This is a genomic window from Leifsonia sp. Y862 (assembly GCF_057669585.1).
This window is the reverse complement of sequence record NZ_JBYHFR010000001.1, coordinates 1,414,186-1,427,152: the sequence shown is the minus strand read 5'-3', so window position 1 is coordinate 1,427,152 and position 12,967 is coordinate 1,414,186. Positions and strand designations below refer to the sequence as shown.

Annotated in this window: 11 protein-coding genes; 7 read left to right on the top strand and 4 right to left on the bottom strand. The window is 64.1% G+C overall.

What is annotated here, in order from left to right:
• The first annotated feature begins 17 nt into the window (after positions 1-17).
• Positions 18-1,349 (top strand): MinD/ParA family ATP-binding protein, encoded by a 1,332-nt coding sequence (locus tag AC25Z0_RS06680; RefSeq protein ID WP_488132670.1) that lies wholly within the window; start codon positions 18-20, stop codon positions 1,347-1,349.
• Positions 1,350-1,460: 111 nt separating this feature from the next.
• Positions 1,461-1,952 (top strand): peptide deformylase, encoded by a 492-nt coding sequence (gene def / locus AC25Z0_RS06675; RefSeq protein WP_488133121.1) that lies wholly within the window; start codon positions 1,461-1,463, stop codon positions 1,950-1,952.
• Positions 1,953-2,010: 58 nt separating this feature from the next.
• Here def and AC25Z0_RS06670 read toward each other — a convergent pair whose 3' ends face one another.
• On the bottom strand, positions 2,011-2,568 hold the full coding sequence (locus AC25Z0_RS06670) for a TetR/AcrR family transcriptional regulator (protein WP_488132669.1): 558 nt from the start codon (positions 2,566-2,568) through the stop codon (positions 2,011-2,013).
• Positions 2,569-2,746: 178 nt separating this feature from the next.
• On the opposite strand from AC25Z0_RS06670, the gene AC25Z0_RS06665 reads away from it, so the two are divergent.
• Complete coding sequence (locus tag AC25Z0_RS06665; RefSeq protein ID WP_488119399.1) at positions 2,747-3,757, top strand: SDR family NAD(P)-dependent oxidoreductase; 1,011 nt, start codon at positions 2,747-2,749, stop codon at positions 3,755-3,757.
• A gap of 140 nt (positions 3,758-3,897) precedes the next feature.
• On the opposite strand, the gene AC25Z0_RS06660 is transcribed toward AC25Z0_RS06665, so the two are convergent.
• Positions 3,898-5,733 (bottom strand): AMP-dependent synthetase/ligase, encoded by a 1,836-nt coding sequence (locus AC25Z0_RS06660; protein WP_488119398.1) that lies wholly within the window; start codon positions 5,731-5,733, stop codon positions 3,898-3,900.
• A gap of 173 nt (positions 5,734-5,906) precedes the next feature.
• Between AC25Z0_RS06660 and AC25Z0_RS06655 the strand changes: the two genes are divergently transcribed.
• From AC25Z0_RS06655 to AC25Z0_RS06645, 3 genes are all read left to right on the top strand, one after another.
• On the top strand, positions 5,907-6,857 hold the full coding sequence (locus AC25Z0_RS06655; protein ID WP_488119397.1) for an ROK family glucokinase: 951 nt from the start codon (positions 5,907-5,909) through the stop codon (positions 6,855-6,857).
• A gap of 58 nt (positions 6,858-6,915) precedes the next feature.
• Positions 6,916-7,605, top strand: coding sequence for a lysophospholipid acyltransferase family protein (locus tag AC25Z0_RS06650; protein ID WP_488132668.1), 690 nt, complete (start codon positions 6,916-6,918; stop codon positions 7,603-7,605).
• 138 nt (positions 7,606-7,743) lie between these two features.
• The gene (locus AC25Z0_RS06645) at positions 7,744-9,072 is read left to right on the top strand and encodes a class II 3-deoxy-7-phosphoheptulonate synthase (protein WP_488119536.1); all 1,329 of its coding nucleotides are present in this window, start codon (positions 7,744-7,746) and stop codon (positions 9,070-9,072) included.
• 115 nt (positions 9,073-9,187) lie between these two features.
• On the opposite strand, the gene pknB is transcribed toward AC25Z0_RS06645, so the two are convergent.
• On the bottom strand, positions 9,188-11,140 hold the full coding sequence (pknB, locus tag AC25Z0_RS06640) for a Stk1 family PASTA domain-containing Ser/Thr kinase (protein WP_488132667.1): 1,953 nt from the start codon (positions 11,138-11,140) through the stop codon (positions 9,188-9,190).
• 66 nt (positions 11,141-11,206) lie between these two features.
• Positions 11,207-12,478, bottom strand: a complete 1,272-nt coding sequence (locus tag AC25Z0_RS06635; protein ID WP_488132666.1) for a LysM peptidoglycan-binding domain-containing protein — start codon at positions 12,476-12,478, stop codon at positions 11,207-11,209.
• A gap of 146 nt (positions 12,479-12,624) precedes the next feature.
• Between AC25Z0_RS06635 and AC25Z0_RS06630 the strand changes: the two genes are divergently transcribed.
• Positions 12,625-12,966 (top strand): Rv2175c family DNA-binding protein, encoded by a 342-nt coding sequence (locus AC25Z0_RS06630; protein WP_488132665.1) that lies wholly within the window; start codon positions 12,625-12,627, stop codon positions 12,964-12,966.
• Position 12,967 lies beyond the last annotated feature (1 nt).

Below are 12,967 nucleotides of genomic sequence, written 5' to 3'. Positions count from 1 at the left end.
AAGAGGAGTTCGGTCTGTTGTCAGAAAAACCCAAGGATGACGAAAACGCCGCCCAGTTGCTCGCGTCAGACGCACGCGTGCTTCCCGGCGACGAGTACCACAGCGAACTGCCTCCGCACAGTTTCGAAAACCTGGCAGCTGCCCTCCCCGAGAGCCTGAGCGTCCCGATCGACGTTCCAGCTCCCCGGAGGGCAGTGTCAGGAGCACGCTCAGAGAGCGGCTCGCACACCGGACCAGTGTCGACGCCAGCAGCCGCATCGTCGGCACCACACCCGGCGACTCACACGATCGAGATCAGTACGCCGCGCACGGAACGCGTCGCTGTTTCGGCGCGCGACACCGCGCCCATGATCGATGAGTCAGCGCCCAAGCGTGATCGCGTGCGCACCGAAAGCCACGACGCACCTGAGTCGGCCTCGATGCTGACCTCTGACCGCCTGCTTGAGGTGAACCGCAAGACTCGGCGTCCGCCACAGGGCGGCTGGAACCGCTTCGTGTACACCGCGACGTTCCACCTGGTGAACCTCGGTGACTCTGCGAAGGTGCGCGCCCAGAAAGAAATGGATGCCCGCATCCAGAAGCAGTTCGAAGGTGGCGCGCGCTTCGTCCCGATCCTCACTCGGAAGGGCGGTGTCGGCAAGACTACCGTTACGACGCTGCTCGGCATGGCATTGGCGGATGCTCGCGAAGACCGCATCATTGCCGTCGACGCGAACCCAGACCGCGGCACGCTCTCAGAGCGGGTGCCGAAGCAGACCAGGTCAACCGTGCGCGACGTCGTCACGAAGGCGTCCTCCATCGGCGGCTTCACCGACTTCTCCGCGCTCGTCTCCCGCGACGTCACCCGCCTCGACATCCTGGCCTCAGACACCGATCCCATGCTGTCAGAGGCATTCGACGAGAACGACTACAACGTCGTTGCCGACCTCGCCGCACGTTTCTATTCGATCGTCCTCACCGACTGCGGAACCGGCATCGTGCACTCCGTGATGCGGGCAACCCTGCAGCGCGCTGACTCGATCGTGATCGTGTCGGGCGGCAGCGTCGATGAGGCCAGGCTGGCGTCGGAGACCCTTACCTGGCTTGAGGCCAACGGCTACGGAGAGCTCGTCAGGAACGCCATCGTCGCGCTCAACACGGCCACCCAGGGCACCAACCTGGTGAAGCTCGAAGAGATCGAGTCACACTTCCGCTCGCGGGTGCGTGAGATCGTGCGTATCCCGTACGACCCGCAGCTTGCCGCGGGCAGCGTCGTGTCGTACAACGACCTGCAGCCGATCACGAAGCTGGCCTCGCGAACCCTCGCAGCACTCGTCGTCGAGGGCCTGCCGGCAGACCGCACCGCCTAAGGCGTTGCAGCACCTCGTTAGCCCGTGACCCACGTACTACCCGGCCGCCACCGCACTGCGGATGCGTTGCGCTACTTCCAGAACACCGCACACCACCACAGGGAGATCACTGTGCCCGAACGCCAGATTCGTCTCTTCGGAGATCCTGTCCTCAAGACCGTGTCCGATCCGATCGTCACGATCGACGATCGTGTTCGGGCTCTCGTCACCGACCTCATCGACAGCGTGCAGCTGCCTGGCAGGGCAGGGGTGGCTGCAGCACAGATCGGTGTGAACCTCCGCGCCTTCAGCTACAACGTCGACGGAGAGGTCGGGTACATCCTGAACCCAGTGGTCGTTGAGCTCTCCGGAGAACCGGAACTCGTTGACGAGGGATGCCTGTCGGTTCCCGGCCTCTGGTACCCGGTGAAGCGGTACCCATTCGCCAGGGTCACGGGAATGGATCTCGACGGCAATCCGGTCGAGCTTTCCGGCCATGACCTGATGGCGCAGGCACTGCAGCACGAGACCGACCACCTCGACGGGATGCTTTACCTCGATCGTCTCGACAAGGCGAACCGAAAGGCCGCGATGAAGGAAGTCAGGGAATCCACCTGGTTCTAGCCGTCACGCGCAACAGTCCATCGCGCGCAACGGATGCCATCAGGCGCGTGTGCGCGAACTAACCGCGCAGGCCAGGCCCGATCAGTACCCGCCACACCCAGTCGGCCGCCGTCTCAACGGGTGGCCGCGGGTCGCGGTCAAGCCAGTACACGATCACGCTGAGCGCTGAACCGGCGATACCGACCCCGACGACATCGAGCGGGAGCCCGTGGAATGCGTCAGAGCCAGAGGCGACGACGCCCTCGATCGCTGCCTTCTCCAGACGTGAGCGGATGCGGCCGGCTGCGGCCGACGCGCCTCGTTCGCCCAGCACGATCCGATAGAGCGCTGCGTGCGTCTCGAAGTGCTGGAGATACGCGACGAGATCGGCCGGTGGCCGCTCAGGCAGTGGGCCATCGAGGGTTGGCACGCGCGCTCCTGCCTCCGCTTCGACGACGTCAAGGGCGTCGGCGAGCAACGTCTCTTTGTCGGAGTAGTGCTGGTAGAAGCTGCTGCGATTGACGCCAGCCCGTTCGACGATGCTGGCGATCGTGATGCCGTCGAATGGCTGCTCCCTGGCAAGCGCGAGGAGCGCCTGCTGAAGACTGCGGCGCGTGCGTTCGACTCGGGCATCCATTCGTTGATTCTCTCAGTGTTTTCGCCCTTCCGATGCACGTTTGCCGACATGTGTTGGATTTCCGACATTCGTTGGATAGCCTTGAAGTAGCTCGAAGGGACACGGTGAACCCGTTTCCAGACGGCCTACAAACGAGGACGGAGACCGTTCGTCCCGCATCCTTTCAGAAGGGCACAACATGGCATCGAACCCGATTCTCACCGCCAACAGCACCATCGGCGAATGGCTCGCGCACCCGGAGGGTGGGCCGGCCGTCAGGGGACTGCTCGCGGCCTCCGGTGCCGATGAGGCGTCGCTCGCTCCGGTTCTCGGCCTGCCGCTGCAGCAGCTCGTTGCGCTCAGCCAGGGCCAGATGCCGCAGTCGGTCATTGATGACCTGGTGAAGTCGGTCAACGGTGGCGTGATCCCGGAGAGCGAAGCCACCGGCTGGCAAGAAAAGGTCAGCACCGGTCGTTTCGCAGGCAAGACCGTCGTTGTCACGGGCGCCGCCTCCGGTATCGGCCGCGCGACTGCTGCACGCATCGCCCGTGAGGGAGGGCGTGTCATCGCGGTTGACATCTCTGCAGAGAAGCTCACCGAGTTCGCTGAGTCGCTGCCAGAAGCCGAGATCGTCACCGTTGCCGGCGACATTACCAAGCAGGAGTCGGTCGACGCTATCGTGGCCGCAGCCGGCGACCAGATCGACGGCCTGGCCAACGTGGCCGGCATCAATGACGACTTCTCGCCGCTGCACGAGACCAGTGATGCGATGTGGGACCGCGTCATCAGCGTCAACCTGACCGGAACCTTCAAGCTCACCCGCGCTGTGCTCCCTGCGATGATGGCTGCCGGTTCAGGGTCCGTCGTCAACGTTGCAAGCGAGGCTGGCCTCCGCGGCAACGCATCCGGCAACGCATACACGTCGTCGAAGCACGCCGTTGTCGGCCTCACCCGCAGCGCCGCGTTCATGTACGGCCCGCAGGGCATCAGGGTTAACGCCGTCGCCCCAGGCGGCGTCGCCACCGGCATCCCGTTCCCCCCGCACGTTTCTGAGGTCGGTCAGGCTCGCCTGCAGCCGTTCCAGTCGGCGATCCCGTCCCTCGCGACAGCGGAGCAGCTCGCTGCATCGATCACCTTCCTGCTGAGCGATGATGGCGTGAACATCAACGGCGTCGTCCTGCCGTCTGACGGCGGCTGGTCAGTGCAGTAATACACGCTGCAGCAATACGCACCTCCGCCTTAACACGCGACTTGCGCGTACACAGAACGGGCGGGGTGGATGCTTCGGCATCCGCCCCGCCCGTTCTGGCGCTGACTGTGATTCTGTCTGCGTTAGTGATTCTGTCTGCGTTAGCCGCGGATGGAGAAGCCCTCCGTTGCCGGAGCGTCGGCGTAGAGGTCCTCAATGGTTGTGCTGAAGTCGCGCACGATAATGTTTCGCTTGATGCTGAGCTTCGGCGTCAGGTGCCCGCTGTCCTCGGTGAACTCTGTCGAGAGGATGACGAACTTGCGGATGGATTCTGCGCGCGAGACGCCTTCGTTGGCGTGATCGATGGCCCGCTGCACCTCGGCGAGAACCGCTGCGTTCTTCGTCGCAGCCGGGATTCCCATGCCGGCGTCCTCGCCGTTGTTGTTCAGCCAGACCGGCAGCATGTCAGGGTCGAGCGTGATCAGCGCTGAGATGAACGGCTTCTGGTCGCCTACGACGACGACCTGGCCGATGAGCGGGTTCGAACGGATCGGGTCCTCAAGCTGGGCAGGCGCCACATTCTTGCCGCCGGCCGTGACGATGATTTCCTTCTTGCGGCCCGTGATGGTGAGGAACCCATCCTGGTCGAAGCCGCCGAGGTCACCCGTGCGGAACCAGCCATCGTTGAAGACCTCTGCGGTGGCCTCAGGGTTGTTCCAGTACTCCTTGAATACGTTGACGCCCTTCACTTCGATCTCGCCGTCATCGAGCACGCGAACGCCGACGCCGGGCAGCGGCGGACCAACGGTGCCGATCTTCGACTTGGTGGCCAGGTTCACGGTGGCAGGCGCCGTGGTCTCTGTCAGTCCGTATCCCTCAAGGATCACGATGCCGAGGCTGTGGAAAAAGTGGCCGAGCCTGGCGCCCAGCGGGGCTGAGCCTGAGACGGCGTACTTGACGTTGCCGCCCATGGCCGTACGCAGCTTGCTGTAGACCAGCCTGTCGAACAGGGCGAACTTGATCTTCATGCCGAGCGGGATGGGGGAGCCGGCCTCCAGCGCCTGCGAGTGCTGCACAGCGACCTCAGCGGCTGCGCGGAAGATCTTGCCCTTGCCGCCGGTTTCTGCCTTCTGCTCCGAGGAGTTGTACACCTTCTCAAACACGCGAGGAACGGCGAGGAGGAAGGTGGGCTTGAAACTGCCGAGAGACGGCAGCAGCTGGCGGGTGTCTGCCTGGTGCCCGACTCTCACGCCGTTGTCGACGCAGAGCACCGTGATGAAACGAGCGAACACGTGGGCCGTCGTGATGAACAGCAGAGTGGATGCGCCGTTCTTGTCTTCCAGGACCTCACGCAGGGCGATGCCTGAATTCCGGCTGGTCTCGAAGAAGTTGGCGTGGGTCAGCACGCATCCCTTCGGCTTTCCGGTTGAGCCTGAGGTGTAGATGAGGGTGGCCATGTCGCTGGCCACCGCGAGGTTGCGGCGGCGCTCGATCTCGGCATCCGTCACCTCAACGCCACTCGCCATGAGCTTGTCAAGGTCGTCCAGGTGGATCTGCCAGAGGTTGGCGATGCCGGGGAGGTCAGGGCGCACCTCATCAAAGCGGGCGAACTGGTCTGGAGACTCGACGATGAGGCTTCCGGCGCCTGAGTCACCGAGGATCCACTTCACCTGGCTGGGGGAGCTGGTCTCATAGACCGGAACCAGGATCGCGCCTGCGAACCAGGTTGCGAAGTCGATGAGTGTCCACTCATAGCGGGTCTTGCAGATCAGGCCGATCTTGTCGCCTGGCTGGATGCCGGCTGCGACGAAGCCCTTGGCGAGGGCGACGACCTGGCGGTGGAACTCGGCGGTGGTCACCGGTGACCAGCCGCCATCCGCTGTCGGCAACGAGAACAGCACAAGGTTGGGGCTCGCCGCCAGGCGCTCCACCAACAGGTCGGTGATATTGGCCTCTGGTCGGGCAGGTACGACTGCGGGCGTGGTGAACTCTTTCACGGCAACTCCTTTGGTACCGGATGGGCTTTCGTCGACTGGCCGTCATGCTGTGCGTGCCAGGCGCTGATCGCCCGACGGCGAACTGGTTTACTACACTCTAGAGGGTGGTGTCCGTTGCGTATTCAACGCCGGGCATACTCCAACACGCTTCCTCAACATGAAAGGTGCTGCTTGTGCACGCCATTGGGATCGATATCGGCGGCACAAAGATTGCCGGCGCCCTCGTCGACGAACTCGGCAACATCGTCACAGCGCTGCGCACGCCGACCTCCGCAGCGAATCCGAGTGAGATTGAAGATGCTGTTGTCGAGATGATCGAGCGCCTCAGCGCCGGACAAGAGGTGGTCGCCGCCGGCGTTGCAGCCGCTGGTTTCATCGACTCCGCACAGTCGACCGTGTACTACGCCCCCAATATCAACTGGCGCAACGAGCCGTTCCGCGACAAGCTTGAAGCGCGCCTCGACCTCCCCATCATCGTGGAGAACGACGCGAACGCCGCCGGCTGGGCCGAGTTCCGCTATGGCGCAGGGCGCACATACAGCGACATGGTCACGCTGACCATTGGCACGGGTGTCGGTGGCGCGATCGTGTCGAACGATCGACTGTTCCGTGGCGGATTCGGAGCTGGGGCAGAGCTCGGTCACATGCGTCTCGTGCCAGATGGCCTGCCCTGTGGCTGCGGCGCACGCGGCTGCATCGAGCAGTACGGCTCAGGCCGCGCGCTCCTGCGCATCTCCAATGACCTGGCAGATGCCGGCGGAATCGGCCTGCGGTTGGCTGAGGTTCGCCAGCAGAATGGCACGCTCACCGGACACGACGTCAGCGCACTGATCGGTGAAGGCGACGGGGGAGCCCTGACGGCCCTGCGCCAGCTGGGCGCAGCACTCGGACAAGCGTGCGCAAGCCTCGGCGCGATCCTCGACCCGCAGGTCTTCGTCTTCGGTGGCGGCGTCGCCGCAGCTGGCGACCTGCTGCTCGACCCCATTCGTACCGCGTACCTGGACCACCTGCCCGCCCGTGGGTATCACCCTGAGGCGTCGTTCGCGATCGCTGAGCTCGTCAACGACGCCGGAGTTGTGGGTGCAGCCGACCTGGCTCGCCAACACGCGCTCCGTCTTCGGTAACGGCCGGTCGGCAGAGGCGCAGTAGGCTGATTCATCACACGCAGGAGGGAGGAGTGCAATGTTCTACTGGTTCATGAAGAACGTTGTGGTCGGTCCGATCCTTCTTGCAATCTTCCGGCCCTGGATTATCGGCCTCGAGAACGTGCCGAAAACGGGTGGGGTCATCCTGGCCAGCAACCACCTGTCGTTCATCGATTCCATCTTCCTGCCCCTCGTCGTTCCGCGGCGCGTGGTGTTCCTGGCCAAGAGCGAATACTTCACGGGCAAGGGCTTGAAGGGGTGGGCGACTCGCCAGTTCTTCAAGGCAACCGGCCAGTTGCCGATTGACCGCTCTGGCGGCAAGGCATCCGAAGACTCACTGAACACCGGCCTCCGCGTACTCGGAGATGGCGGTGTGCTCGGCATTTACCCTGAGGGCACCAGAAGCCCAGACGCCAAGATGTACCGCGGCCGTACCGGCGTCGCCAGGATGGTGCTCGAGGCCGGCGTTCCCATCGTGCCCGTCGCCATGATCGACACAGAAAAGGCGATGCCGACCGGGACTCGGATTCCCAAGGTGCGTCGCATCGGCATCGTCTTTGGCGAGCCCCTCGACTTCAGCCGCTTCGAGGGAATGGAGGGTGACCGTTTCGTGTTGCGTTCCATAACTGACGAACTCATGTACGAGTTGCAGCACCTCAGCGGCCAGGAGTACGTGGACGTCTACGCGACCTCCGTCAAGGAAAAGCGCGCAAGCCTTTCGCGCTAAGCTGCGACAGGGGAGCCACGCGCCCGCGTGAGCATACCCACCGTCATTCACCCACCGCGTATTCGCGGTATCCAGAGAGAAAACAGGAACAGTCCAGTGGTAAATAGCACCGAACCAGTTGTATTGGCAGATGAATCTGTGATCGCTGGACTGGACTATTGGCGCACGCTGGACATCAAGCAGCAGCCTGAATGGCCGGATGCAGACGCCGTCGCTGCGGCATCCGCTGAACTGGCCACGCTGCCGCCCCTCGTTTTCGCCGGCGAAGTCGACATCCTGCGCGAGCGCCTTGCTGAGGCTGCCCGCGGTGAGGCATTCCTGCTGCAGGGCGGCGACTGCGCAGAGACGTTCAGCGGCGCGACCGCCGACCAGATCCGCAACAGGGTCAAGACCGTGCTGCAGATGGCCGTCGTTCTCACCTACGGCGCGTCTATGCCCGTGGTGAAGATGGGCCGCATGGCCGGCCAGTTCGCCAAGCCGCGCTCGAGCAACCTTGAGACGCGTGGAGACGTCACGCTGCCCGCCTACCGCGGCGACATCGTGAACGGATACGACTTCACACCCGAATCACGCGAGGCCGACCCGGCTCGCCTGGTCAAGGGATACCACACGGCGGCATCGACGCTGAATCTCATCCGTGCGTTCACGCAGGGTGGCTTCGCCGACCTCCGCCAGGTGCACAGCTGGAACCAGGGCTTCGCCGCCAACCCGGCCAACCAGCGCTACGAAAAGCTGGCCAAGGAAATCGACAGGGCGATCAAGTTCATGATCGCGTGCGGTGCGGACTTCGAGGCGCTGAAGCGCACCGAGTTCTACACCGGTCACGAAGGCTTGCTGATGGACTACGAGCGCCCCATGACGCGGATCGATTCGCGCACGGGAACGCCGTACAACACCTCGGCCCACTTCATCTGGATCGGCGAGCGTACGCGCGAGCTCGATGGCGCCCATGTTGACTTCCTGTCGCGGGTGCGTAACCCCATCGGCGTGAAGCTCGGCCCGACGACGTCGGCCGACGACATGCTGCGCCTGATCGACGTTCTCGACCCGAACCGCGAACCTGGACGCCTCACGTTCATCACCCGCATGGGTGCAGGCAAGATTCGGGATGCCCTCCCGCCGCTTCTCGAAGCGGCCAAGGCCAGCGACGCGCAGCCGCTCTGGGTGACAGACCCGATGCACGGCAACGGCGTGACGACCCCCACCGGCTACAAGACCCGTCGTTTCGACGACGTGGTCGACGAGGTCAAGGGCTTCTTCGAAGCGCACCGCGCAGTCGGCACGCACCCGGGTGGCATCCACGTTGAGCTGACCGGTGATGACGTCACCGAGTGCCTCGGCGGATCTGAGCACATCGACGAGGCAGCACTTGCGACACGCTACGAGTCGCTGTGCGACCCGCGCCTGAACCACATGCAGTCACTGGAGCTCGCGTTCCTGGTGGCAGAGGAGCTCGCTGCTCGCTAGCTGCTGTCGCACTGAAAAAATTGACCCCGGTCGCATAGCTGTGAAGCTGCGACCGGGGTCATTTTTTATTGAAGCGGATGCCAATAGCGGATGCTGACAGCCCCGCCGCTCGACGCTAGCTGAAGAAGTTGATCTTCACTGTGCTGTTCTTCGGCACGGTGGTGCCGGCTCCTGGCGTCACCGTGGTGACGGAGAAGAGCCCTGGGGCCGCGTCGGCGAACAGGTTGTAGTCGAGCTTCAAACCGGCCTCTTCGAGCATCGGCTTCGCCTCAGACCACGGCAGGCCGACAACATCGGGGATCGTGACAGGCTCAGGCCCGCGAGAGATGGTCAGCGAGAATGAACTGCCTTCGCGCACAGCGCCGTCGGACGACGGTGTCGCCTGGATGACGTTGCCTTCTGGAACGTCATCGCTGTAGGTGTGCTCGCCCTCAACGCCGACGAGGCCAACGCTGTCGAGCTTGTTCATGGCATCCGACAGCGACAGGCCGGCCACATTCGGCACGGCGCCGAGTGAGACCGTCAGGTTGATGGTCTGCCCTTCGAGGGCATCGCCGCCCTGCGAGAGGTCTGCACCATCGCCTTCACGGGTCGCAGAGATGACGGTGTCGGCGGGAACCTCGTCGTCGAAGACCTTGTCGGCCACCTTCGGGACGGCTTTCTGGTCTGAGATGGCGGCGGCGGCATCCGCTTCGCTCAGGCCGGCCAGGGGAGGCAGCGAGATCGGCCGTGCGCCCTGGGAGACGAACAGGGTCACTGTGCTGCCCTTGGGCACACGAGCATCGGGTCCCGGCTTGGTGCTCGACACGAGCCCCTGTGGCACGGTGAGGCTGTACTCGGTATCGAGGGCTGTGGTGAGGCCCAGGTCGGTGAGCTGCTGGGTGGCGGCTTCCGGCGATTCGGAGACGAGGTTCGGAATGGGCACCTGCGAGCCGGGGCCCGCACCGAAGTACCAGCCCGTTCCTCCTGCGATACCGGCAATCAGCACGATGAGCGCAAAGAGCCAATAGCCCTTGCGTTTGCGGTTGGTTGCCTTCGTCGCGAGCTGGGTGCCGCTGGCCGGAATCGCATCGCCGGTGTCCGCAGCGGCAGCAGCAGCGGTAGCTGTCGTGGCCGCGGCGAGGCTCTTGGCGCCGAAGACCTGGGTCTCTGCATCCGCTATGGCAGGGTCGAGGCCGCTGGGCAGCACCATGGTGGCATTCGCGGTCGTCTCATGGCTGCCGCCACGTACGAGACCTTCAATGTCCTGCAGCTGCTCGAGCATGACGCGCGCATCGCGCGGGCGCTCCTCGGGGTCGCGTGCGGTCGCCCACAAGACGAGCTCGTCGAGCTCGCGCGGGGTGGACGGCACCTTGGTACTCGGCATCGGCACTGAGTCATTCGCGTGCTGGTATGCGATCTGCATGGGCGCCTCGCCCACGTACGGTTGCTCGCCGGTGAGCATCTCGTAGGTCATGATTCCGAGTGCATAGATGTCGCTGCGGGCATCGGCGATGCCACGCGTGACGAGTTCGGGGGAGAGGTAGGCAATTGTGCCGAGCAGGGCCTGGCCGGTCGCCGTGTTGTTGCTGGCAGCGCGGGCGAGGCCGAAGTCACCGAGTTTGATGCGACCGTCGTCGGCCAGCAGCACGTTCTCCGGCTTCAGGTCGCGGTGGACGATGCCGGCCTTGTGCGCGGCAGCCAGGCCACTGAGCACGGCCTTCAGGATGTCGATGGTCTGCTCTGGGGTGAGCTTTCCGTAATCCTTGAGCAGGTCGCGAAGCGTGATGCCGGGGAGGTACTCCATCACCATGTACGCCATATCGGCGTCCTGGCCCTGGTCGAAGACGTTGACCACGTTGGGATGCGCGAGACGAGCAGCAGAACGGGCCTCCTGAACGAACCTGCTCTTGAAAGCATTGTCGTCAGCGAGGTGCCCGTGCATGATCTTGATCGCGACGCGGCGCTCGAGACGCAAATCGGTGGCGAGGTAGACCGTGGCCATACCGCCTCTGGCGATGCGGGAGCGCACTTGATACCGGCCGTCAATCAGACGGCCGATCATCGGGTCGCTCGAAGTTTCGGTCACTCGTTGATTCTAGAGATCGCGGAGGGGTTCTCCCTGATAAACACCCCGCAAACCGCGCATTGTGCCCTAGCCGAGATCAACAAGCCAGGCGCGAGCCGACATCTCCCACTTGGCGTAGTGATCCGGGTACGCCGAAATCTGCACGGCCTGGGCCGCCTGCGTCACCGTCATAGATTCCCATCCCGGAATGTCAAGGAGCCCGCGGGTGGCTCCGACGTTGGGGTTTCCGGCACCGCCGTAGAAGGCAAGCGTTGTGTGAACAGGGTCGAGGATCTGGTCAGGTGTTCCCCAGCCAGAGCTCGGTCGCTGCTGGAAGAGTCCGAGGGAATCCCTGTCACCGTACGTGAGGTTGAGCAAGCCAGATTCCTGCGCGGCTGCGGCGAGAGCGATGACGAGTCCGTACTCGCTGACGCCTGCGCTCCGCCCGAGCGACACGATCAGCTCGGCGTTCTGGCGCATCTCTGGAGTGAGGGCCGTGACGAGCGGGTCAGCGGATACGGGTGCGACCGGCGCGCTCGGCGCCTGGGCCGCGACAACGCTGCCGGATGCGGGGATGGTGAGCACCTGGCCGGGGTAGATGATGCTCGACCAGCCGAGCTGGTTTGCGTCAAGCACGGCCTGGACGCTCACCCCAGACCGCTCTGCAACGGCAGCGATGGTGTCACCGGTGACGATGGTGTACTGGCTCGCCGCTGAACCCGCAACGGGGGCAGGCGCGCTGGCAGCGGATGCCGGGATCGCGGCATCCGCGATGGACAGTGACTGGCCCGGGTAGATGATGCTGGCGCGGTCGAGACCATTGGCCGACAGCACGGCCTCTGTGGAGAGGCCATGTGCCTCTGCGATAGCGCCGACGGTGTCGCCGGCAACGACGGTATAACGAGTGATCTCCTGGGACACCGACGTCTGCGGAGCCGCGGCGACGAGTTGGTCGGAGCCGTTGCTCAGGGTGAGAACCTGGCCGGGGAAGATGCTGGCAGACCAGCCGAGCCCGTTGAGGGCAAGGACGCTGGCCGTTGACAGCCCGAACCGGCTCGCGATTGCGCTCACGGTGTCACCGTCGACAACGGTGTATTGCGCCGGAGCCAGCGCTGCGGCAGCGACGCTCGCGGTCGAACTGGCGACGTCTGTGCCCGTGGTCGACGCCGGTTCTGTGCTCTTTGACTTCAGCGGCTTCTTGGCAAGAGCCTGCGCGTTGGCAGGCGAAGCGAGGTTGAGAGTGATGGCAATCGTGCTCACCAGAACGATGGGAACGCCGATCAGAAGCGTGCGAGTGCGCTCCGAGAGCGTACGGGCAGCAGCGGTTTCGCTCGATTCAGGCAGTCTGAAAGGCAACAAAGGACCCCCTTCGGTGGCGTGTGCCCCTTAACGCTGACACGGTTGGGCACACGAGTCAACCAGTGTGACAGATGTGAAAGCAGTTAACATGCCCGAAACATGGCCCCGTGGTTGGCGCATCTCGCGACTCATGGCAGTCTTTAAGGGTGACCGACGCTTTCTCAGAGTATGCATGGCTGACCATTCCCGATCTTGTTGAGCGACTCGGCCTGGCGCAGGGCCGGGTTCGACGACTAATTGAAGACAGGCACCTGCTCGCGGTGCGCCGCGATGGCGTGCTGAAGGTTCCTGACCTGTTCCTCGACGGCGACATGCCGCTGACCGAACTGCGCGGAACCCTTTTCGTGCTGGCCGACGATGGCTTCGACGACGAGCAGGCCATGCGGTGGCTTCTCGAAGTTGATGACAGTCTCGGTGTCGCTCCCATTGCGGCGCTCAAGGCCGGCCGCAAGGCTGAAGTCCGACGCGTGGCGCAGGCGCTGGCTTAAC